The following is a 24079-nucleotide window of genomic DNA, read 5'->3' as shown; positions in this document are numbered from 1 at the left end:
ATGAGCACCGTAAAAGAGATTTATAATTTTCTGGACAGCATCTGGAAATTCAATAACATGCCGGAATACGACAATTCCGGATTTTTAATCGGTGATAAAAACACAGAAGTCACAAAGATCATGTGCTGCCTCGATGCAACCGCTGATGTAATCGGTCAGGCAAAAGCGTTCGGCGCGCAGTTGATCGTCAGCCACCACCCGATCATTTTTGATCCGCTCAAAAGGCTGGATTCAAACAATCCCGCCTATGCCGCCGCGTCTGCCGGAATCGCCGTGATCTCGGTGCATATACCGATTGATGAGCATATTGAAGGTGCAAACAAAGTGCTGTGTGAAAGGCTGGGGCTGATTTTAAAAGAGCCATTCGGGGAAAAGAAAAGTCCTTGCGGCGACCGTCTCTGCGAGGGATGGGTAGGAGAATTGCTGATGCCGCAAAGCCCCCGTGAATTTGCTGTCAAAGTTGGGCAGATTCTCTCCTCGCCGGTCATGTTCTGCGACGGCGGAAAGCCAATCAAAAACGCAGTCGTCTGCGGCGGAAGCGGCAGCTTTTTAATCGAGTTGGTCATCGAGGCGGGTTATGACTGCTTTATCACTTCTCAGTTAAAACATCAGGACGTTCTCATTGCCCGGGCGGCGGATATCACTCTGATCGATGCCACCCATTTCGGCACCGAAATTCATATCGCGGAAATTTTGAGGGAAAAGCTTGCGCAGGAATTTACCGGGATTGAGGTTGCCCTTGCCAAAGAGAGCAATCCGCTGCAGAGCGTTTAAATTTAAAGGAGAAAACAATGGCAGTTGACGGTGCGTTTTTGCATTTATTAATACGCGAGTTGGAGAGTGCGATCGGGGGTTTTGTAGATAAAATCTATCAGCCCTACCGCGACCAGCTTGTGTTTGCAATGCGTACCAGAGAAGGGCAAAAACGTCTTCTGTTGACCTCTAAATCCGACGCCGCGCGGGTGCATTTCACCCAACAGAATTATGAAAACCCTCCGCAGCCCCCGATGCTGTGCATGTTGCTGCGAAAACTCCTGATCGGCTCCAAATTGACGGCAATCCGCCAGGACGGCATGGAGCGTGTTTTGTATCTCGATTTTACGGGACGTAACGAACTCGGGGAGCTGCAGGTGATCACCGCTGTTGCCGAGATCATGGGCCGCCATTCTAACCTCATCTTTCTTAATTCCGACGGTGTTATTATAGATGCTGTTAAGCGCATTGATGAAAACGTCAGCGCGGTACGTCAAATCTTTCCGGGATTGAGGTATGAACTCCCGCCGAAGCAGGACAAGATACCGGTTGACGTCTTAAACCTCTCTGAATTTGTAGAAAAGATCATGCGAGACAACGCGGGTGTCCTTTTGGAAAAAGCACTTTTAGGCGGCATTCAAGGGCTTTCTCCGTTCAACTGCGCACAACTGTGTTATGAGGCTATTGGCGATCAAAGTATTGTCTGCGGAGAATTGAATGCAAAGCAAAAAGAAACACTCGTTTCATCCATTGAGCGATGTCAGCAAAGAATTAAAAATTACAACATCTGTCCTACGGCGGTTTTTGATCAGACCGGTGCGACCGTTGATTTCTCATTTATGCCGCTCAGCCGTTATGATGCAGAAAATCAAAAACAATTCGAGACGCTTTCACAACTGCTCGATACATTTTACTACGCCAAAGAACACCGCGACCGCCAGCGACAGAGCAGCCGTGACCTGTATAAGCTTGTCGAAAACGCCGCTGACAGGACACGCAGAAAAATGCTTAGCCGTACGCAGGAGCTCGAGGATACCAAAAACGCAGATAAATATCGGTTGTGCGGCGATCTGGTTATGGCCAGCCTCTATATGATTCATAAAGGCGATACCACATTGAACACGGTCGATTACACCGATCCGGAACAAAAGACCGTTACGATTGCGCTTCAGAATGATTTGACGCCGAATCAAAACGCGCAGCGATATTATAAACTCTACCGAAAAGCCGACAATGCGGCCAAGCAGTTAGTCGGTTTGATTGAGAAAGACCGTGAAGAATTAAGCTATCTCGATTCCGTGCTTTATGCACTCGAAAACACCGAAGACTCTGCGGATATTGCACAGATTCGTGAAGAACTTGCGGCGCAGGGATACCTCAAACGCCGTGCCGTATTCAAGAATAAACAAAGAGGTGAATCGCAGCCGCGTAAATTTATCAGCAGCGGCTTTGAAATCTTGATCGGCAGAAACAACCGTCAAAACGATCTGCTGACATTCAAAAAGTCGCAGGGCAATGATATCTGGATGCACGCGCGCGGCATTCCCGGCAGCCATGTGATCGTAGTAACCGGGGGAAAACAACCCGATGAACAAACCTTGACTGAGGCAGCTACACTTGCTGCTCTGTATTCCAAAAACGGCAAAGGGGTTCACATACCGGTTGATTACACCACAGTGAAACGAGTAAAAAAGCCCACAGGTTCACCGCCCGGCTTTGTAAATTATTTTGACTATCAGACAGTCTTTGTTAATCCGGATGCGGCGTTGGCGGATAAACTGAAAGCTGATTGACAAAAAAAGTCGTTTTGCTGTATACTTAGGACAAATTTCGACTTTTATCGGGGAGCGAGCTTGTGGTAGACAGAAAATGGACTTTTTGCGCCACCGACCGCAATGCGGTTGCGGAAATGGCGCAGGACAATTCAATAACCCGGCTGCAGGCGGCGCTTCTTTATAACCGAGGCATCACGGCACCCGAGGATATCGATGAGTTTTTCTCTTGCGATATCGAGACCGGTATCGAGGAACCTTTTTCGCTTGCCGATATGGATCGTGCCGTTGACCGCATTCGCACCGCGCTTGATAAGCATGAACGCATTTGCATCTTCGGCGACTATGACGCCGACGGTGTGACCTCGACCGTAATGATTTATGACTATCTGATTGAACACGGCGCAAATGTAATCTGGTGTCTGCCTTCCCGTGAAGAGGGCGGATATGGTATGCACGACGCCATCATCGAGGATCTTGCCAAGGACAATATCAATTTGATTATTACCGTCGATAACGGCGTAACCGCGTTTGACGAAATCAAGCGAGCCAAAGAACTGGGAATTGACGTGGTTGTCACGGACCATCATACCGTACCGCCGGAATTGCCCGACTGCATCGTCGTCGACCCGCATCGGCCCGATTGCCCCAGTCGGTTCAAGGGGCTTTGTGGCGCGGGTGTGGTGTTCAAACTCATTTGCGCGCTCGAAGAGGACATCGAATCGGTGCTTGACCGGTATGGCGATTTGCTTACTGTTGCCACAATTGCCGATATCGTACCGCTGACCGGTGAAAACCGCATCTTTGTCAAAAACGGCATTGATATTCTGAAAGACACCGAAAATTTGGGTCTCAGGGCTTTGATGAATACTTCCGGTATGAATACGCGTTTCAGTGTTCAATCGGTAGCTTATATGCTTGCACCGCGTATTAATTCCGCCGGCAGGATGGGAGACGCAGCTGATTCCGCCCGGCTGTTGTTGGCAAAAACGCAGCAAGAGGCCGAGCAATACGCTCAAATGCTCGAGGACTATAATGCGAGACGCCAACAGACCGAGCAGCGGATTTTTACTGAGGCAAACGAAAAATACGCCTCCGTGGATGAACTGCGCCATTCGCCGGTGGGCGTGGTCTGGGGTGAGGGCTGGGAGAGCGGCGTCGTCGGCATCGTGGCGGCAAAACTCGTTGAGAAATACGGGAAGCCGTTTATCGTGTTCGGCATCAAAGACGATGTTGCAACCGGATCGGGCCGTAGCGTCGAAAGCTTTTCAATATACGATGCGGTGAACAGTTGCAGCCAAGACCTCATAAAATACGGCGGGCATGCGCAGGCAGTCGGAATGACTCTTTCGGCGGAAAAACTGCAGGATTTTTCAAAGGCCATCAACGAATACGCCGAACCGCTCGGCCAGATTCCGCCCAACTTTTTTAAGATTGACGGTTATCTGCGTCCGCAGCAGCTCATTATGGACGTCATTTCACAGATTGATGAAATGGAACCGTTCGGCCGTGAAAACCCTATGCCGTTATTTTGTCTCGCGGGAGTAATGATTAAAAACATTCGGGCTATGCGAAACGGGAATCATTGTCTGGTAGAGGTTGAAAAAGACGCCGCTTCGGCCATGTTGCTGTTATTCGGGACATCACAGAATGAGATGTGTTTCCAAGTGGGTGATAAGGTCGATGTTTTAGTGACGTTAAGTTGCCGAGAATATAACGGCAACGTTGAACTCTCAATTGTGGCCAAAGATATTCGTTACACAAATTTCAATCAGGATAATTATTTCAACAGTAAATTTGAATTTGACCGTTGTATCCGAAGAGGTGAAAAACCGACCTGCACCATCACAAGAGAGGATACGGCAACGGTATTCCGGGCGATTAAAAGCAGCCATAAGGCATTGACAAACGGCGCGTGTCTTGCTCACATTTTGAGCGATCAGATGGATTTCTATAAAATCTCAATGTGTCTGGAAGTCCTGCGCGAAGTGGGATTGGTTAACATCGACAACGGAATCATCACATTGGTTGAAACGTCAAAGGAAAAGAAAAAAGATCTTTCGGATTCCCAATTGTTCCGGATTGCAAACGGACTGCCGAATCCGGACGAAAAATCGTAAAGAAGGAGATTTGTGTGAGCGACGAGAGCAGGACAGTTGAATATGAGACTTATTTTGCCCCGATAAAAGCGGAACTCGAGGCTGTATTCACGCCTGCCGAATGCAAGAAAGTCGAACAGGCTTTTGAGCTTGCCTCCGCGAGCCATGCAGGACAAAAACGTTCTTCGGGTGAGCCGTATATCTCCCATCCGGTTGCTGTTGCACGTATTCTGCTCGAGGATTTGGGCATGGACTGCGAAACCATCTGCGCAGCGCTTTTACACGATGTGATGGAAGACTGCGGCGTCAGCCGCAAGACGATCACCGAAAAATTCGGGAAAGTCGTAGCTGATCTGGTCGACGGCGTATCAAAACTGGGTAATATTAAATATACCTCAAAAGATGAATTGCAGTCGGAAAATATCCGAAAAATGCTGCTTGCGATGAGCCACGACATCCGTGTCATGCTCATCAAATTGGCCGACCGACTGCACAATATGCGTACGCTCAAATACCGTCCCGAGGAAAAGCAGCGCGACACCGCTCTCGAGACGATGGAAATCTATGCGCCGATTGCGCATCGCCTCGGCATGCATGCGTTGAAAAACGAATTGGAAGACCATGCAATCCGTTGTCTCGATCCGATCGGATGCGGTGAAATTGAGGCAAAAATCGCCATGGATACCCGTGAGCAGTCGGACTTTCTCGATTCCATCAAGCAGCAGATTAGCGAGAGCTTTAAAGACTGCGGATTCGATTACCGGGTTGACGGACGTGTCAAGAGCATGTGCGGAATTTATCGGAAAATATTCATCGAAAACCGCGATATCTACGATACCTTTGCGGTGCGCATCATCGTCAATGCCATCAACGAGTGCTATATGGCATTGGGTATCATTCACGATACATTTAAACCGATTCCCGATCGGTTCAAGGATTTTATCTCTTTGCCGAAAAATAACGGTTACCGCTCAATTCACACCACCGTTATCAGCAACCGAGGCATTCCGTTTGAAGTGCAGATTCGTACTTTCGAGATGCATCAGGAGGCCGAATACGGCATCGCCGCGCACTGGAAATATAAAGTCGGCATCGAAGATAAAGACGCCAAAAATGCCCGATTTGAGCAACGTGTCAAGTGGCTGCGCGAGATGCTTGAGGCTAAGGACGAGGCCGACGGCGAAGAAGATCTGCGCAATTCCATCAAGGCTGAGTTAACTGACGACGATGTGTTTGTTTTTACGCCGAAAGGTGAGGTCCGGGTACTGCCGTGGGGTGCAACGATTATTGATTTTGCTTATGCCATCCATTCCGCGGTCGGCAACCGTATGGTAGGTGCAAAGGTCAACGGTAAAATCACACCGATTGATTCACAACTCACTTCCGGCACGGTTATCGAAATCCTGACAACTTCGGCGCAGGGACACGGTCCCAGCCGTGACTGGCTCAAGGCTGCCAAGACCAGCGAAGCCCGCAACAAAATCCGCCAGTGGTTCAAGCGGGAGCGCCGCGACGAAAACATCACCGCAGGCCGTGATGATTTCGAACGCGAGGTACGCCGAATTAATCCGAGGCTGACTTCCGAACAATATCAGTCTATATTAGCCGATACCGCACGACGAAATCATTTTTTGCACGAAGAGGACTTTTTTGCCTCGATCGGTTACGGCGGTATTTTAATCTCAAAGCTGCTGCCGAAACTGCGTGAAGATTGTGCCAGGTACAACGCACCCGACGTCGACACAATCAAACCGGCAGCGCCTCCGGCAAAAGTCACTCATAGCAACGGTGGCGTCATTGTCGAGGGATTTGACAACTGTTTGGTCAAGTTCGCCAAGTGCTGCAATCCGGTTCCGGGCGACGACATCATCGGATTCGTCACAAGGGGCGGAGGCGTTGCCGTACATCGCCGCAACTGCAACAACGTAATTAAAAACATCGACAAGGAACCCGGCCGATGGCTCCATTCATCATGGGCGACCAAAGAAGGTGAAGTTTACAAGGCCGTACTCTCGCTGATGACAATGCCCAACGCCAACCTGTTTAACACGATTTCCCAATTGCTTGCTTCGGAAAATCTATTCACAGAGGGCATTTTATTGACGGGTAAAAGCGATAAGGGTGACGAGTACGAAGTTGTCGTACGAGTCGGTAGCAATCAACAGCTGAGAGGGCTTGTTTCAAAGCTTTCAACTATTCCGGGTGTGTTGTGGGCGAAGAGAATTTAAATCATACCATTTAAGTATATTATATTGACATTGGAACTTTCGCGGTGTAGAATAGAAACCGGCTAACCGAAGAGCAGGGAAGCCGAAGCATTTTATAAATAGGGAGTAAAAAAAGTAAAATGACAAGAAAAATTTTCTCATTGGTTTTTGCATTGGTTTTGTTGGTGACTGTGGGTTGTTCCGCTCAAGCCGCATCTTCTGTACCTTCGTCTGTGGCGTCGGATGTGACAGAAACAGTTAAAATCGCCGCACTGCAGGGCCCGACCGCATTGTCTTTTTTGAAAATGTGGGATGACGGCACAAAATTAGACAGCATGGAAGCCGAATATGAATTGCTCTCTGCGCCGGACGCAATGGTCGCGGAACTGGCAAAAGGAACATATGATATCGCTTGTCTGCCGTTGAACACCGCAGCGAACCTTTTTAATCAAGGCACGGATTACCGTTTGGTCGGTATTTGCACGTGGGGTAATATGTACATCATTAGCACCGATGATTCGATTCAGAGCATCGACGACCTGTCGGGCAAGACGATTGCTGTCTCTGCGCAGGGCGCAACTCCCGATGTAATTTTAAGATATGCGCTTGAGGAAGCCGGACTGACTAAAAAAGTTACGATTGACTATACACTGACATCGCATGCCGATCTTGCGGCTTCGGTTATCTCTGGTCAGACAACGCTTGCACTGATGCCCGAGCCGTTTGTTTCAAATATTCTGGATAAAAACAGTGCTGTAAAAGTGGTTGTCGACATGCAGCAGGTTTGGGCTGAAGTCACTGAAGGTGAACCCTACATCCCGATGAGCGCCATTGTTGTTAAGGGCTCTTTTGCTGACGCGAATCCTGAGGTCATGTCCGAATTTATCACAGCGCAACAGGCTTCGGCCCAATATACGACCAATGTCAACGAACTGGCCGTGTTGGCTGAAAAACATGGTGTGACCCTGCCTGCGGTAGCAATCATCAACGGCACACCGCGCTGCAATATCTTCTTCGAAACCACGACGGAAGCCAGAGCCGATATCGACAATTATTTCAATATCATCCTCGGTTTCTCGCCGGATGATATCGGAGGTGTGATGCCGTCTGAAGCGTTCTTTGCCACATTCGAATAAAAAAAGACTTGTACTTTGGCAAATTCTCGGCGGCGTGACTTTCATTGCCGTCTGGCAAATCGCTGCAACTTTATTGGACAACACCTATATACTGCCCCGTCCGGCCGCCGTGCTCTCGGCGCTGGCGGGGCTTTTTGCCGAAAATGACGCGGGGGTTTTGTCGGCAACACTGGGAAGATGGCTGCTCGGTTTGATTCCGGCGATCGTTTTAGGCATGCTGTTGGGGTCGCTCTCAGCGGCTTATGTCCGGTTTGGCGCATTCATGGCGCCGTTGTTTACGGTGATCAAGTCCATCCCAATTGTGGCGGTGATTCTGCTTGCATTGGTTTGGTTAAACGCGCCGTTGGTACCCTCATTTGCGGTATTTTTAGCAGCGTTTCCCTCGGTGTGTGAAAACAGTGCGGCAGGCGTGAAAGGAATAGACCGCCGTTTGATTGAGATGGGCAGGGTCTATAAATTTTCACTTTCAAAGCGTCTGTTCGGCATTTATCTGCCCTCAATTGCGCCTTATGTGGTCGCAGCTGTTAAAACCGCAGCGGGGATCGGATTAAAAGCCGTGGTAGTGACGGAATTGGTCGTTCAACCCGTGCTTTCGGTCGGTGCGCAGATGCAGACGGCGCGAGTTACGCTGTCAACCGATAAACTGCTGGCTTGGACGGTACTGGTGATCGCGATGGGGTATTTGATTGACCGGTTGTTAGGAATGGTTGAAAAAGCGCTTCGCAACAGATATTAAAGAAAGGGGGCAGCTTTTTGCACATCGAAAGATATACGAAAAAATTCGGAGACCTTGCGGTGTTTGACGATTTTTCAGTCGAGTTTTATGATGGGAAGATCAACTGTATCATGGGTCCGTCGGGCTGCGGCAAGACAACATTATTAAATGCGGTTGCAGGTCTTGACGGTGGAAAAATTCAATCGACAGCAAACATCAGTTATATTTTTCAAGAACCCCGGCTGCTGCCATGGAAACGGATTCGTCAGAATATTATGATTGCATTGCCCGATACGCTTTCGAAATCCGAAAAACGCGAACGGGCGGAAAAATATCTGACCGCCGTCGGGCTTGAGAAGTTTATGAATTATTTCCCTATACAGCTTTCCGGCGGGATGCGTCAGCGTGCGGCAATTGCGCGGGCGTTTGCCGTACCCTGCGATCTGTTGCTGATGGACGAGCCGTTTAACGGACAGGATATGAAGACTAAAGATGAATTGATCAGGTTATTTTTAAAACTCTGGAAAGACGAGCCCAAAACCGTCATTGCGGTCACGCACAGCTTTTCGGAGGCTTGGCTGCTCGGTGACAGAACAATTGTGCTCACAAAAGCACCCGCCCGGATTGCCGCCGATATCAACTGTTTCACCCCGCGTGAAATCCGCGCCGCAAACGTCGATTGCGGTGAAGCAAAGATTCTGCGGCAAAAAATTGAAGAAGCGTTTGACACTTCCCCCCCAAACCCTCGGATAGGTTGACAGAATATTGTGTAAATGGTATCATAAAACAAGTTTTTGAAAGGAAAGCAAACGAAATGGACAAGAAAAAATATGCCAAAAAACTGCTCGATTATCTCGATCATGCGCCGACGCCGTTTCAATCGGTTGACCTGTTGAAATCGATGCTCGATAAAGCCGGCGCGCAGCAGATCAAAGACGGTGAAGCATGGAATTTAGAACGCGGAAAAGCGTATTATATCATCAAGGACGGCACGCAGATCGCGGCCTTTAAAATCGGAACAAAACCGATTGAAGAGACGGGACTGCGAATTATCGCTGCTCATCACGATTCACCGGGTTTCCGGGTCAAACCGGGCGGCTCGACGCTTGACGGCGGATATGAACGCCTTTCTGTCGAGGGATACGGCGGCCTGATTGTTCACGGCTGGATGGACAGACCTCTGGGACTCGCCGGACGTGTCTGTATCAGGGACGGCGGCAGCGTTCGCTGCGTCAACGTCAATATTGACAAACCGATTCTGGTCATTCCAAGCGCGGCGATCCATGTCGTGCGCGAGGTCAACGACGGGGCAAAATTCAACCTCCAGACCGAGACCTGCCCGTTCTTGTGCAAGGCCGGGGAAAAGAAACGTTTTATTGGTTACATCGCAGAGCAGGCCGGCGTGAAAGAAGAGGACATCCTCAGTTTCGAGCTTGCACCGTATGATTGTACGCCCGGCTGCTTCACCGGCATCGACGGGGATTTTGTCTCGGCTTGCCGCACCGACGATGCTGAGATGGCTTTTACGGCGTTTACCGCATTCTGTGAAGCCATTGAAAGTGAAAACACCTGTCTCGCGTTTGCCTATGACCATGAGGAGATTGGCTCCGGTTCGACCCGCGGCGCAAGAAGCAACACCATGCAGATGATCATCGACCGCATCTGCGAGAAATTCGCAGTCAGTCAGGAAAATAAATATCGCGCAATGGCGCATACATTGGTGTTTTCCGCCGATATGGCGCATGCCACGCACCCGGCTTATGCGGGAAAATACGACCCGTCCTATCCGGTGGTTTTAAATAAAGGCCCGGTACTCAAATTGACCGAACGCCAGAGCTATGCGACTTCTCCGTCGGGTTCGGCGGTTTTCAAAATGCTGTGTGAGCGCAATAAAATCCCCTATCAGATTCAAGTCAATCGCAGTGACGCACGAGGCGGCGGCACCATCGGCCCGGGCATTGCGGCGGAATACGGCGTGGTCACAGTCGATATCGGAAATCCCTGTCTGTCAATGCACGCGGTGCGCGAATATGTCGGCGCGGAAGATGTCGGCCATATGGTCGACCTGATGAAAGCGCTCTATAACAGCGACTTGAACGGAATATTATAAAAACGGAGGATATTATCATGCTTTTAAAGGAACTCACTCAGCGGTTCGGTGTCAGCGGCAGCGAAACCGAAATTGCCGAATTTATCAAAAAGACCGCCGCACCCTATGTCGATGAATTTATCGAAGGCGGTCTGGGCAGCGTCATCGCGCTCAAAAAAGGCAGTTCAAAGACCCCGAAAAAGATCATGCCGAGTGCCCATATGGACGAGATCGGCTTCTGTGTGATGTCATTCACCGCCGGCGGTATGGTAAAACTGCGTGCGGTCGGCGGAATTCCGATCCCGCTGACTATCGGACAGCGAATCCGGTTTGCCAATGGCGTAGTCGGCGCGGTTTCAGCCGATTGCGCGTATGATGACGTTAAGGGCAACTTTACCAAGCTCTATGCCGATATCGGTGCAAACAACAAAGAGGACGCGGAAAAGCTACTCTCGGTCGGCGATTTTGCCTGCTATGACGCGCCGTATACCGAGATGGCAAACAATCGTATCTGCACCAAAGCGCTGGATAATCGTATCGGCTGTTATATCCTGCTTGAGTGCATGAAAAAATATCAAAACCCCGTCCACGATGTCTACTACGTCTTCAGCAGCCAGGAAGAAGTGGGCTTACGCGGTGCAAGAACGGCGGCGCAGCTGCTCGATCCCGACGAGGGCATCGCGGTCGACATCGGCGGCTGCTTCGACACGCCCGAATCTGCCGGAAAAGGCAATCCGGTACTCGGCGGCGGCGCGGCAATCAAGGTGATGGATATGTCGGTCATTTGCGATAAGGGCATCGTTAAAAAGATGAAAGATATCGCAGCCGAAAAGAACATCAAAGTCCAGATGGAAGTGCTGGCCGGCGGCGGCACCGACGCGGGTGCGATCAATCAGGTCGGTGAAGGTAAAAAGACCGGCGGCATCTCGATTCCGACGCGCTACGGTCACGGACCGATCTCAATGGTTGATCTCAATGATGTGCAGAACTGCATCGACCTTCTCGGAGAATACATCAGCGTAAAATGACGCCGAAGATTATTACGCTCGAACTCGGCGGGTTCGGAACCAACGCCTATATTTTTAATAACGGTACGCATACCGCTGTTGTCGATCCCGCGATTGCCTCCCGTAATATACGGGAGGCGGTCGCGCTTTACAAATGCGGATTAGATTATATCTTGCTGACCCACGCGCATTTTGACCACATCGGCGGAATTTCCGATCTCAAATCCGAATTTCCGAATGCAAAACTCGTCATCAATGTCGGCGATGAAGAGGCGCTTCGAACCCAGACGGGCAGAGATTACCCGTTCGGGTTTTTCGCCCATCCCGAACAGCACATTCCCGATCTGATTGTTTGCGACGGAGACGAACTGCCGTTCGGGGACGACAAAATCAAGGTTCTGCACACGCCCGGGCATTCGCCCGGCAGTTGCTGCTATCAACATGGGAAAACGGTTTTTTGCGGTGATACGATTTTTCAGGGTGGCGCAGGCAGAACCGACCTGCGCGGCGGCAGCTTGGACGAACTGATGCAGTCACTGTCGCGGCTCATGTTGCTGCCGGACGACACCGTTTTGCTGCCCGGACACGGTCCTTCGACGACGGTCGGAGATGAACGGAAGAATAATCCGTATTTGCCATGGTAAAAGTAATCGCTCCCGAGGAGCTTCTGTATGAGTCAATTAATCTGACAAAGGTATTTTTTATCGGGGAAAAAGTTGTCTTTGAAGACGAAGCGGATATTACTGTGACCGTTCAAAAATCAGATGAGATCATCACGGTTGAACTCAAAGACGGAATCCATATCGAGGCCGACAGCGAATCGGTCCGACAGTCGGAATACTTGTGCGCACCCGATCTTGATCTTGCACTCGGTAGGGCTTTTTACCGGGCGGGAATGCGCTTTACCGGACGCAAACCGCTATGGGGCATTCTGACCGGCGTCAGGCCGGCGAAACTGTTCATGGGTCTGACTTCTGAGAGTTCCCGGGAAAAAGCAGAACAAGTCTTTATTGACGACTATTACGTCAGTGAAAAAAAGACCCGGTTATGCGCTTTGGTCGGAGACAACAGGACTAAATCCGGTGCCGTTTCCAAAAATGATGAGTGCAGTTTATATATCTCAATCCCATATTGCCCAAGCCGCTGTGCCTATTGCTCGTTTGTCTCACAGGACAATGACCACTACGATCAAAAACAGATTGAGCAATATCTCAAACTGTTGCATCTTGAGATCAAACAAACTTGCGCATATATTAAAAACGCGGGGCAGAGAATAATCACAATCTATGTCGGCGGCGGCACCCCTGCGATTTTATCACCCGTGCAGCTCTCCGAACTCACCGAAACCCTTGTGCAAAACGCGCCCGGATATCATGAATTAACCGTGGAACTCGGCCGTCCGGATGCGATCACTGCGGAAAAGCTTAGCGCTCTGCACAACATCTGCAATGCCCGTATCTCAATCAATCCCCAGACGATGCACGATCCGGTACTTGAACGTATCGGAAGAAAACACACGGTTAAGCAGTTTTACCGCGCTTACGAAAACGCCGTAAAAGCGGGATTTACCGATATCAACGTCGACCTGATCGCCGGACTGCCGGGTGATACCGAAGACGGTTTTATCGAGAGCGTCATGGGGATTCAAGCGCTGTCCCCGGCCAATATTACTATCCACAGCTACGCCAAAAAACGCGGTTCAAAATTGGCACAAGAGGGCGGCGCTGACGAACTGATTCAAAGCGGGACTGTCGAACACGGGCTTGACCATTGTGCGCATATTCTTTTGAATAGGGATTATTCCCCGTATTATCTTTACCGTCAGCGTGACATCAGCGGGGGCGGCGAAAACGTCGGTTGGTGCAAAGAGGATTCTTTCGGACTTTACAACATATACATGATGGATGAACTGCACAGCATCTACGGCTGCGGAGCAGGCAGCGTGACAAAAGCTGTGCGTGCGCAAAACGATTTGATTCGGTTTTTTAATCAGCGGCTGCCGCTGGAATATATCAAGCACTTTGACGAAATGTGCGTTAAGAAAAAAGAATTCATCGAGAGGGAGGCTGTTCGAAAACAATGAGGTACTTTGTTGAGGATTTAAAAGAAATCTCCGCAAATAACATCGCTCCCGTTGAGGAGAAAATCAAAAAGCGGCTTACTGCGGCGGCTGATCTGATTGTCGACGGCGGATACAAAGTCATTTTGATCGCGGGTGGTTCCGCTTCCTGCAAAACCAGTTCGACACTGGCGATTGATGCGATATTGGAGAGCCGCGGTCTTTGCAGCACTGAACTCTCGATGGACGATTTTTACAAGAACCGCGATGAGTGCCCGATTTTACCCGACGGTACTTATGATATCGAGTCGCTTGCTGCGATCGACGTGAATTTAATGAATGAAGTAATCTATGATCTCTCAATCGGAAAGGCAGTAAATATCCCGATTTTCGATTTTATCACCGCAAGACGGACAAATTCCGTAAAAAGCGTGACACCGCGCGCAGATGGTGTTATAATATTGGAAGGAATCAACGCACTGAATCCTGCGGTGGCGGCTTCGGTGGAGTCGGGAAGGGTATTACGCGTTTTTGTTGAACCGTTGGCTGAGATTTATGACGACAATGAACGGTTAATGGGAATTCGGGACATCCGATTTTTGCGGCGAACGGTAAGAGACTACAATTATCGGGGAGCGAGTGTCGAGAAGACCATTAGTATGTGGGACAGTGTTCTGCACGGAGAAGATCAAAATGTCACCCCTTATATCAGCGGTGCGGATATTTGCATTGATACCTTTTTTGACTATGAATTATCGGTTTTCAAAGAGTGCGCAGAAAAAATTATACCCCGGGACTATCATATTCATAGTGATATGTTAAAAACCATCCGCGGTCTATTGAACCAAATTCCGAAATTGGATAAACAAATCATTCCCAAGGATTCACTTTTACAGGAATTTATTAAGATTTAAGGAGGCATAGTAATGGACATCGTGGTAAAAAAAGTGCTTGACGCCGCTGTTGAAGTGGGAGATAAAGCGGTCGGTAAATTGAAGAAAATTGCCGACGAAAGTCGTGTGACCAGCGATATCGTCAGAAAAGTGGTCGACTATTCCAAAAAACAATGTAAAAAAGCGACCTGCTGCGCGTCCAATGCCAAACAGGAATTTCAAAAACACACGCAGAACATGTCACAAAAAGCCGGAGGCACCATAAAGAAAGCAAAATCAGCCTCAGACGAATTCGGCGGGAAAATAAACGATGTCTCGCAGAAGGTGAGCAGAGAAATCCAGCATAGTTACGGTGAGTTGGAAAAGCAGAAGATGTATTATGACCTCGGCAAAATGGTCTATCGCCAGTCTATTGAACACGACACCGATAAATATTCCTATTTTATCGTCGATAAAATCAGTAAGATTGCAAAACAAAACAAAGAGGAAGACAAATTACGTCAGGACGGCGAACAAGCGTCGGACGACGATATTCTTTAAACCATTATTCCGATTGAAAATCAGCGGCAGATTTAATCTGCCGTTGATTTTTTATTAAAGCGAAATCAATACCAAACTTCGATTTGGGTATCGATATCACGAAACTGTACGGCTGTCGTCTCTGAACCGTCCTGTAAAACTTTTGATTCTCCTTTTCGAAGATAGGTTATAAACATTTTTCTGCCATTGTTGGTCAATGTGAGTTTACAGTCATTAATCGTAGTAGGAATGCAAGGTGAAAAAGTGATGTTTTTACCGCTGATTTTCACGCCAAGCATCTTTTCCAGGATTGTGCGATAATACCACCCTGCAGCACCGGTGTAGAGCGACCAGCCGCCGCGTCCGTAAGCGTTCGGATTCGTAGAGATGTCAGCCGGAATTGCATACGGCTCCAAATAAAAGTTGCTGTTGCAGACAAATTGATCCAGCGCAGGCACTAAACCTCGTAAAATTCGCCAGCCGTCATCCGCTCTGCCTGCGGAAAACAATGCATAGGCAAAAAAGCATGCACCATGAGTATATTGTCCGCCGTTTTCGCGTACGCCTTCCGGATAATCGGCGGTATATCCGATTGAATGGTCTTTTTCGCCGAGTGGCGGTGCAAACAATTTCAAGATACCGCAGGCGGGGTCATATAACAACTGCAAAGCAGTGTCAAGAGCGGTGTTTTGCTGCTTAGCGGTTCCGATTCCGGCCAATACGGCAAAAGCCTGCGGCAGCAGATCAATTTTCACACTGTCACTCTTTTCGTATCCGAAAGCTTTATTCTCAAGAAAACCGCGTATAAACCGATCATCGTTCCAACAGGTGTTTTCAATGGATTTTTTCATGCGCGAAGCAATTTCCGCAGCTTTTTGCGCTGTGTCAGCATGTCCGAGTTTGATACAAAGTGCGGTAAATTCATCCGCGACGAGTTTCAAAAACATACCCAGCCAAACACTCTCTGATTTGCCGTCGTTTCCGATCCTGTTAAAACCGTCATTCCAGTCGCCGCCCCCAAAGAGCGGGAGATCGTGTTCCCCAAAGGTCAGGCTTTGTCTGAAAGCTGTACAGCAATGCTCAAACAATGTGTCGCCGGCGCAGCTCTTTTCATATTTTGCGTAACGCTCATTTTCATACGATTCGAGCGGTAAACCATCCAGATAACAGATCGGATAATCAAATATCGCCAGGTCATCCGTAAATTCGGCATATCTGCAAGCCGCGAGAATCAACCAAAGAGGGTCGTCGCGATAACGGCTTCGGATACCGTGTTTTTCACCGTCGAGATTATGCCACCAGTGCAAGACGTCACCGGGTTGGAACTGACATGCCGCCGCGCGTAAAATCTGAGCTTTTGCCGCCTCAGGTGAGAAATATAATGCTGCCAACGAGTCCTGAAGCTGATCTCGAAACCCCCATGCACCGCCGTTTTGATAAAAACCGGTTCGGCCGTACATGCGGCACTGTAGAATTTGATTCGGTAGAAATTCGTTAAACAATATTGCATATGGCAAGTCATCAAACTTTACAGATGACGATATATTTTCTTTGGGAAGCTCATTAGAAATCTTGCAGGCTAAAGCCGCTGATTCAGCCGTTTCTCCGTATCCGAGAGCGAAATTCAATTCGAATTCTTTTCCACTGTAAAGTGAAAATGATTTACGGATACAGGCACAATTGTTCCCACAAGGCGCGAGTACCTTATCATTCCACCTGCCCGCAAAAAAGGAAGCGCGATCACAGGTAAAACCGTCACAGCCGGTTTGTTCATCGAGGCACATAAAGCCGCTAAAATTCTGGTCATTAAAATTTCCGATAATCAAACGGTTCTCTATCCAACGAGCCTTGAGCAAAAAGGAAAATTTGCTGTTTTCGCCCAACACAGGCTCACAATAAAAAGCGGTTTCGGCCTCATAGGTGGAAGCGGCGTTAAATTTGATATTTATTCGCTTTGCCATCCCGTTTTCAGGAACAGTTACGGTAGTCACTGCAGTGATATCTTCAATTTTTGAATGGTATTCGATGCCGTTACCGGAGAAAATAGCCGTAGAACCGTTGATCAAATCATATATTTTCCCATGGATACGCAGATAAAGCCGTTCACCTTGGTTATCGGAAACCGTATCATTTTCGAACGGCGTCAGTTTCATTAAATGAGAATTCAAAGCCCAAGTAAATCCCAGTGCGTTTTCAGAAACCAATGTGCCGAACGACGGATTCGCTAAAACCAAACAGCGCGGAAGCGGATTTCCGTTTTCGCAGATGAATCGGGTATCTTTAAAAAAGCCATAAGAAACATCAAAACAAGTGCTGTCCTTAGTGATTTCGACCGGAAGAGACGGAAACACTTTGGTGGGAATGAGTTTGCGAACAGTCTCTTTTCGCCCAAGGGCAAAATGTGGTGCAATATATCCGGCTGCGGCACGAAGCAGAATGATGGTCTCGTGCGGAAGAGAGGCCTCATTCAATAGGAATATACCGAATTTTTGATTTAAAAACGGTTCTGCGTGATTGGATTTTATAATTTCATTCAATGATTTTCGCAGTTTGCTTTCATATTCACCCGAATCATCAAAAACGATCACAAGATCAAAACCAAGACCGCGTTGCCTTAAAAATTGGTGCATCATCACATAAGAAGAAGCGCGTGAAGCATCTTCATCGCTGTGGATTTCAAGCAATAAAATCGAGCAGTCACCGGAGATGCCGACACTCCATAAATTTCGCGGACTGAGCTGATTTTCGCGGGCGGCGATAATCGATTCGACACTGTGTGAGGCGCCGAACAGCATGCTTCCGAAAGCGTTTCGGCAGATTAAACCTGTTGCACCGATCGGTTGATAGGAATGAAGCTTCGGGCTCTTTCGGGCTTGACGAAGATTATCGGCTGCTCCGGCTTTGTTCATACCTGCGGCAAAAATCACGGTCTGTTGAACGGTTGAATACGGTTCTACAGAAAGCGTAAAACGAAGAAAAACACCGCTGTCAGGGCGCCACCCGCCATTGTCCAGAGATTGATCAAATACCTCCGGAATGTGGTGAATTCCATCCGGCGTTGAGAGCAGTAATTGCCGATCCGTACCGAATTCAAATTCCGTTTCAGTGATCATGCCTACGGCAAGGGCAGCGTTTCTGTTCCAAAATATCAACGATCCGTTTTTGTCGTCATATTGATTGCGAGTAAACAGTTTCACAAAGGCAGGATGTGCCGCGATTTCGCGGTTATGAGCGAGAGCGGGTTCGGCATAAACCAGTACTTTTATTTCGGCCGGTTCGCCGGTGTGGTTTTCAAACTCGAGTTTTCGATATTCGGCCGGGACATTCCGGTGGACGGTCACTGTCATTTTTGCGGAAACAGACGGTTGGTCATTTTGATAAATCACGTTATCTCCGTTAAATATTGTACTCTTCCCGGCGGGATGCGTATAATCCGGTGCTGAAGTGATATAACGTCTTACACCGTCAAATTCATAACAGACGAAAACACCGGTTGGCTTTTTCAGCAAATCATCACTTCGGCGAAGAATATCGGTCTCGCCAAGTGAACAAAATCCGGTTCCGCTGTCAGTCAGAACCGTTACGAATGAACTGTTACATAAAATAGAGCAGCGCGGAGAGAGCGGCGAAATCTCCGTTAATTGTTCACGCGTAAAAATCGGCCTGCCGGGTTTCGGACGCCGTTCTTCGGCATTTATAGTGTTTTTATAGACCGGAGCACCGATCTCAATGCGTTCTCTCAGCAATTCGGCAGCCGCTTTTATATCCGGATCAGAGAAAAAACGGTTTTGCCAGATGTTGTTGTGAATCAGATTACCGAGTGACAAAATACTCATGCCGACATGGTGTGACATATAACTTCGAATGATAGCGGGCTGGCTGCCGACGCGTGCGGGCGTAAAATCCATGGCTTCAAAGAAACCGCAATTGCCCAACATTCCGAGCTCCTCAAGGGTTTTCAAGTTTTCCATCGCCTCCTTTGTGTCATAAGGAAGCGCAAGAAAAGATGAATAGGGAGAGATTACAAGTTCTTCGTCCATCCCGCGGCAGAGCGCCAATTTTTGAACTCCGTTGGCCTTGTATTGATAATTCATCTGCGGATCGAATACATAAAAACCGCTCTCTGAAATACCCCAAACACTGTTTCCGTCCATTTTTCCGCGGCGCATTTTTTGACAGTAGAGACAAAACCGTACCGATTCACCTTCCAGAGAACCTTCATACATGGGCAAAAACAGATGAGGCATCAAATATTCAAACATCGTGCCGCTCCAGGAAAGTACACCTGTATAACCGTGTTTTCCGACGAGTATCCGACAAAGGTTGCCCCAGTGTTTGCGTTCGGCGATACCCTTTGCAATCGCATAATATCCGGTCATACGTGCTTCACTCATCAGCATGTCATAATATGACGTATCCGGAGATTCGGTATCACATCGATAACCGACGTGAAAAAGCGAACGGCGGCGATTATATAAAAAGGTGAAATCTGTTTCGGAACGCAGCCTCTCAAGGCGCGCCAGAAGATCATATACCCGTTGATCCTCGCTGTTGCGTTCAATTAAAGCGCCTTTCAGCGCGGTCAGACAGCAGACGAAATTTCCGCTGTCCACCGTGGAGATATAACGGGGTGTAAGCGGACGCAGGGTTTTGGTGTCATACCAGTTATATAGATGCCCTTTGAATTTGTTCAGCTTTTCAACTGTTTTTAACGTTCTGTCGAGGAGTTCGAGCATTGTGTCAAAGGTGATTATTCCAAAATCACAGGCAGATACGATGCTGCACAGATAGAGCCCGATATTGGTTGGTGAAGTACGGTGTGCGATCGAAAAAACCGGTGTTTCCTGTACATTGTCGGGAGGAAGATAATTATCTTCTGCGCTGACATAGGTGGTGAAAAATTTCCAGCACAGGGAAGCATAAACATTGGCACGCTCGGTATCGGCCTCTTGTCGAAACGGCTTTTTCTGAGGACGCCCGAGTAACTTCAGGGTAGGCGTCGCACAAAGCGCGGTAAGCGAAAATGCTTTGAAAGCAGCGCCACCGCCGGCCAGAAACAAAAACAGCCAAAAAAGAAGGGCAGGGATATAGCGTCTGATGGATACGACCGAATTCTTTTCGTTTTCAGCGGCAGTCGTCCATTCAAGCAAATTTTTACCCGATACAAAGGAACGCCAGAGCGCTCGAATGATTGCGTCAAAACCGGTATATGCCGTTTGCGGCAGCATTAAAATTCCGACACCGGAAGCTGCAAGAAATCGCAGGAACACCGGCATGGAGTTTCCGAAAAATCGCCTTTGCAGCACGGAGAGGCCGCCTTGACGAATCTTCTGTATCAGTGCATTTAATTGCGGGAATACGGCATATCCCACACCCAGACAGAATTGTATTATCCGCAGCAGGCGCTTTTTTTCGGCAGCGGCGCAGACCAGGCAAATTGCAGACAGAATCGGTAAAAAAGCACGTGCTGTATTTTCGAGCAGTTTTTTTGACGACAGAGCGGAGAATGCAGGCGTCAAGGGCGCATATTTCGCTCTCAATTCGGGTATTGCGAAAATCAGATTTTGAATATCGCCGCGTATCCAGCGATGCAGGCGATCAAGCCATGCCTCCGGGGTCGACGGAAAATCATCGGAGAGTTGCGTATCGGAGAGATAACAAGTGCGCAGCAGACAACCCTCGAGAATGTCATGACTGAGAATACGTTCTTCCGGCAAACGATCTACGCAAGAATTTGCAAATGCGGATACGTCGATAAGACCTTTGCCCGAAAAAACAGAATCATTAAAAATGTCCTGATAATATTCTGAACAGTTGTTGTCATAGGCCACCGTTCCGCCGGTCTCGCACATCAATTTTGTGAAAGGCGTATTTCCCATGGAAGCGAGCTTGATCCCCAGTGACGGGGAAAAGATGCCGTATTTTCTGTTCAGTGGATGTGCGGCGGCACCGACGAATTTATAGACGCTGTCAAGCTGTAAAGCCGTATCACTGTCTAAAACGAGTAAATATTTCACATTACGCAGGTTTGTAATATTACCGCAAAACGCCAGTAGTCCATCGGTACTTTGACCCGTAATAATATTGACCAAAGTTCCGATCGCTCCGCGCTTACGTTCTTTTCCGGCAAATTTGCCTTGTGTTTTAATAAAACTTCTCGGCCTTACGGCAAGATAAAATTTGTCTGCCAGCGTGCGGTTGAGCAGATCGATTTTTTCCTTAAGAAGTTTTGCCGAATATTCTTCCTGCGGCGTACTCGGAAAATCGGATTCCTTCGGATCACAAAGCAGACAAAAACGAACCTCTCCTTTTTGAGAGATATGATAGATGTCTTTTAATCTTTGAATCGCGGAATCGATATTACCTGCTGATGGCAACAGAGAACTGACGACCACTAAAACGGAATTCTCGGGCGGAATGCGATCACCGAATTCTATACGCGGTAATACTGTGGGTTCGATCCCCCAAAGTGCGGCTTTTTCAAACAGAGGTTTTAAAACCGAACGCACAGGAAAATATAAAGCTGCACTGCAGATGAAGTCTTTTGTCCTTAAGAGATAGGCGGCACAAATAAAAAACGTGCAGATCGTTTGAAAACGGGAAAGAATCAACGCACGGATTTTTCGCGTGACCGGTTTTGCAAGCAAAATCGTTCCGATATGCCGTTCAACGTCGTCTTTGGCGTTTTTCGCATGGTCAAGCAGTTTTTGAGCATATTCGATCTCGGAAATTTTACTTTTTTGGGCTTGATCGGTTATCGCTTTTCGGTAGGCAAAACGGCTGGTCTCGTCCATCTTCGGATAGATCCCCGCAGGATCTTCCTGTAAAAGCTGATTGACGCCGTTGTGTTTTTCCAGCATCGGCGTAAAATCATACCCGGAGCAAAACCGTAGCAGTTTGATGGCACGCGCTATGCCCTTGGCATCCTTCGCTTCCGCCGATTTTCTGATCATTTCAAAACAGGAATATTCCAAAAACGCCGGCAGCATATCCAATTCCACATTTTGAAGGGGCATTTGCGAGGAGGCTTCTTCGATCATTTTGTCAAAGATTTCGATTTTCGATTCTGCGTCCTGTGTGATAAAGCTGCGGCATATTTCGAGAATTCGGATCTCTCCGTTTTCAAAAGGCAAATTCGGCATTTGCGCAAAAGAATCGAGCAAATGATGCGAACGGCGATAGATCAGATAATAGTTGTCAGCCAGCCATTCGCCGCTGCCGGTCGCGGAAGAGGAGCGACGTTTTTCGGAATAAAGGTCGCGTATAACCGCCGACAAGCGCATGTACATTTTAAAACCGCATAAGCTCTTTTTTTTCATGATAACCTCGTTCAAAAGAAGTCAAGAAGATATATCCTATTTTTCCTCGGTCATACATAAAAAATACCGAAAATTAAAACAGCGGTCAAAACCGCTGTTTTAATTATTGATCGGGCTAATTTAATTATTCACTCAGATACTCGTCGATCTCCGCCGCCGCCTGTTTGCCCGCCCCCATTGCCAGAATGACGGTCGCCGCACCGCTGACAAGATCACCCCCGGCAAATACGCCGGGTCTTGTGGTCATTAGGGAGTTCTCACCGACCACAGCGCAGCCGTGACGGTCAAATGTAATGTCTTTCGTGCTTTTTGCGATGATGGGGTTGGGGGAGGTGCCGATTGCGGCAATCACAGCGTCGGTCTCAAGGACAAAATCGCTGCCGGGAACTTCAACCGGCCTGGCTCTTCCGCTGGCGTCGGGTTCGCCGAGTGCCATCTTGCGGCATTTTAAACCGGTTACCATACCGTCTTTGTCGCCGACAACCTCAATCGGGGCGGTCAATGTCTGAAAGAGAATGCCCTCTTCTTTGGCGTGATGGCGTTCTTCGGCTCTGGCCGGCATTTCATTTTCGGTGCGCCGGTAGACCAGATAAACCTCACTGCCCATACGTCTTGCACAGCGTGCGGCATCCATTGCTACGTTTCCGCCACCTACCACGGCAACGCGGTCGAATTTTAAAACGGGGGTATCATATCCATCGGAAAAGGCCTTCATCAGGTTAATACGGGTCAGATATTCGTTGGCGCTGAAAACACCGATCAGATTTTCGCCGGGGATGCCCAAAAACTTCGGCAGACCTGCGCCGGTTCCGAGAAATACGGCTTTGTAACCCTCTTCGAATAAGTCGTCGATGGTCAAAGATTTTCCGATAATGGCGTTTGCCTGAAACTGTACACCGAGATCACGAAGTTTGTCCACTTCATCAGCGACAATGGATTTCGGCAGACGGAATTCCGGGATCCCGTAGGCCAAAACGCCTCCGAACTTGTGAAAGGCCTCGAAAACCGTTACACCGTAACCGCGTTTCACAAGTTCCGCTGCACACGCAAGACCTGCGGGGCCTGATCCGACGACCGCAACTTTTTTATCCTTGCTGTTTTCTTTTTTGATCGGTGCATTATGTCCTTGTTTGGCTGCGTAATCGGCGGCAAATCGCTCTAAACGGCCGATTCCCACCGGTTCGCCTTTGATTCCGCGAACGCAAAGTCCCTCACATTGGCTTTCCTGTGGGCAGACGCGACCGCAGACGGCGGGCAGGGAATTGGTGCCGTAAATCGTATCGTAAGCACCGAGAAAATTCTCGTCTTTGATCTGTTTAATAAATTGCGGAATTTGGACGTTCACCGGGCAGCCGGAGACACATTTCGGGTTTTTGCATTCGATGCAGCGTGCGGCTTCTTCGATGGCTTGTTGTTCATCATAGCCGAGTGCAACTTCCTTAAAATTGTTGATGCGCCGATCGGGCGCTTGTTCCGGGGAAGGGGTCTTTTTAGGATTCATATTAGGCATG

At 48.6% G+C, this 24079-nt stretch carries 15 protein-coding genes; 13 read left to right on the top strand and 2 right to left on the bottom strand.

What is annotated here, in order from left to right; translation table 11 throughout:
* From PK629_07220 to PK629_07160, 13 genes are all read left to right on the top strand, one after another.
* A complete protein-coding gene (locus PK629_07220; protein HOP11264.1) occupies positions 1 to 774 on the top strand; it encodes a Nif3-like dinuclear metal center hexameric protein in 774 nt (257 codons plus the stop codon).
* A gap of 17 nt (positions 775 to 791) precedes the next feature.
* Positions 792 to 2546: an NFACT RNA binding domain-containing protein gene (locus tag PK629_07215; protein ID HOP11263.1), complete on the top strand. Its 1755-nt coding sequence runs from the start codon at positions 792 to 794 to the stop codon at positions 2544 to 2546.
* A 62-nt stretch (positions 2547 to 2608) separates the two neighbouring features.
* A complete protein-coding gene (gene recJ, locus PK629_07210) occupies positions 2609 to 4645 on the top strand; it encodes a single-stranded-DNA-specific exonuclease RecJ (protein HOP11262.1) in 2037 nt (678 codons plus the stop codon).
* Between the two features lie 14 nt (positions 4646 to 4659).
* Positions 4660 to 6852: a bifunctional (p)ppGpp synthetase/guanosine-3',5'-bis(diphosphate) 3'-pyrophosphohydrolase gene (locus tag PK629_07205; GenBank protein HOP11261.1), complete on the top strand. Its 2193-nt coding sequence runs from the start codon at positions 4660 to 4662 to the stop codon at positions 6850 to 6852.
* 119 nt (positions 6853 to 6971) lie between these two features.
* A complete protein-coding gene (locus PK629_07200) occupies positions 6972 to 7967 on the top strand; it encodes an ABC transporter substrate-binding protein (GenBank protein HOP11260.1) in 996 nt (331 codons plus the stop codon).
* Between the two features lie 34 nt (positions 7968 to 8001).
* Positions 8002 to 8703, top strand: a complete 702-nt coding sequence (locus PK629_07195) for an ABC transporter permease subunit (protein ID HOP11259.1) — start codon at positions 8002 to 8004, stop codon at positions 8701 to 8703.
* Positions 8704 to 8720: 17 nt separating this feature from the next.
* On the top strand, positions 8721 to 9440 hold the full coding sequence (locus tag PK629_07190) for an ABC transporter ATP-binding protein (GenBank protein HOP11258.1): 720 nt from the start codon (positions 8721 to 8723) through the stop codon (positions 9438 to 9440).
* A 56-nt stretch (positions 9441 to 9496) separates the two neighbouring features.
* Positions 9497 to 10792, top strand: coding sequence for a M18 family aminopeptidase (locus tag PK629_07185; protein HOP11257.1), 1296 nt, complete (start codon positions 9497 to 9499; stop codon positions 10790 to 10792).
* A gap of 17 nt (positions 10793 to 10809) precedes the next feature.
* On the top strand, positions 10810 to 11799 hold the full coding sequence (locus PK629_07180; GenBank protein HOP11256.1) for a M20/M25/M40 family metallo-hydrolase: 990 nt from the start codon (positions 10810 to 10812) through the stop codon (positions 11797 to 11799).
* Positions 11796 to 12422 carry an MBL fold metallo-hydrolase gene (locus tag PK629_07175; protein HOP11255.1) on the top strand — a complete coding sequence of 209 codons (627 nt, stop codon included), beginning with the start codon at positions 11796 to 11798 and terminating at the stop codon, positions 12420 to 12422. Before PK629_07180 ends, PK629_07175 begins: the two co-directional genes overlap by 4 nt.
* A complete protein-coding gene (hemZ, locus tag PK629_07170; protein HOP11254.1) occupies positions 12416 to 13861 on the top strand; it encodes a coproporphyrinogen dehydrogenase HemZ in 1446 nt (481 codons plus the stop codon). The genes PK629_07175 and hemZ overlap by 7 nt, the downstream gene beginning before the upstream one ends.
* Entirely contained in the window at positions 13858 to 14751 is an 894-nt protein-coding gene (locus PK629_07165) for a hypothetical protein (protein HOP11253.1), read from the top strand. The genes hemZ and PK629_07165 overlap by 4 nt, the downstream gene beginning before the upstream one ends.
* Positions 14752 to 14763: 12 nt before the next feature.
* Entirely contained in the window at positions 14764 to 15270 is a 507-nt protein-coding gene (locus tag PK629_07160) for a hypothetical protein (GenBank protein HOP11252.1), read from the top strand.
* A 65-nt stretch (positions 15271 to 15335) separates the two neighbouring features.
* Here PK629_07160 and PK629_07155 read toward each other — a convergent pair whose 3' ends face one another.
* Positions 15336 to 22568 carry a glucoamylase family protein gene (locus tag PK629_07155; GenBank protein ID HOP11251.1) on the bottom strand — a complete coding sequence of 2411 codons (7233 nt, stop codon included), beginning with the start codon at positions 22566 to 22568 and terminating at the stop codon, positions 15336 to 15338.
* Between the two features lie 124 nt (positions 22569 to 22692).
* Positions 22693 to 24078, bottom strand: a complete 1386-nt coding sequence (gene gltA, locus PK629_07150; GenBank protein HOP11250.1) for an NADPH-dependent glutamate synthase — start codon at positions 24076 to 24078, stop codon at positions 22693 to 22695.
* Position 24079 lies beyond the last annotated feature (1 nt).

Source organism: Oscillospiraceae bacterium (assembly GCA_035380125.1).
In the GTDB taxonomy this organism is placed as follows: Bacteria; Bacillota; Clostridia; order Oscillospirales; family JAKOTC01; genus DAOPZJ01.
Note: the sequence above shows the minus strand (reverse complement) of the source record. Positions and strands in the feature narration are given on the sequence as shown.

Excerpts from the sequence above, each read along its gene's own strand:
- hemZ (HOP11254.1), top strand. The coding sequence starts at position 12,416 with ATGGTAAAAGTAATCGCTCCCGAGGAGCTTCTGTATGAGTCAATTAAT.
- PK629_07180 (HOP11256.1), top strand. The coding sequence starts at position 10,810 with ATGCTTTTAAAGGAACTCACTCAGCGGTTCGGTGTCAGCGGCAGCGAA.
- gltA (HOP11250.1), bottom strand. The coding sequence starts at position 24,078 with ATGCCTAATATGAATCCTAAAAAGACCCCTTCCCCGGAACAAGCGCCC.
- PK629_07185 (HOP11257.1), top strand. The coding sequence starts at position 9,497 with ATGGACAAGAAAAAATATGCCAAAAAACTGCTCGATTATCTCGATCAT.
- PK629_07160 (HOP11252.1), top strand. The coding sequence starts at position 14,764 with ATGGACATCGTGGTAAAAAAAGTGCTTGACGCCGCTGTTGAAGTGGGA.
- PK629_07165 (HOP11253.1), top strand. The coding sequence starts at position 13,858 with ATGAGGTACTTTGTTGAGGATTTAAAAGAAATCTCCGCAAATAACATC.
- PK629_07200 (HOP11260.1), top strand. The coding sequence starts at position 6,972 with ATGACAAGAAAAATTTTCTCATTGGTTTTTGCATTGGTTTTGTTGGTG.
- PK629_07175 (HOP11255.1), top strand. The coding sequence starts at position 11,796 with ATGACGCCGAAGATTATTACGCTCGAACTCGGCGGGTTCGGAACCAAC.
- PK629_07220 (HOP11264.1), top strand. The coding sequence starts at position 1 with ATGAGCACCGTAAAAGAGATTTATAATTTTCTGGACAGCATCTGGAAA.
- PK629_07155 (HOP11251.1), bottom strand. The coding sequence starts at position 22,568 with ATGAAAAAAAAGAGCTTATGCGGTTTTAAAATGTACATGCGCTTGTCG.
- PK629_07215 (HOP11263.1), top strand. The coding sequence starts at position 792 with ATGGCAGTTGACGGTGCGTTTTTGCATTTATTAATACGCGAGTTGGAG.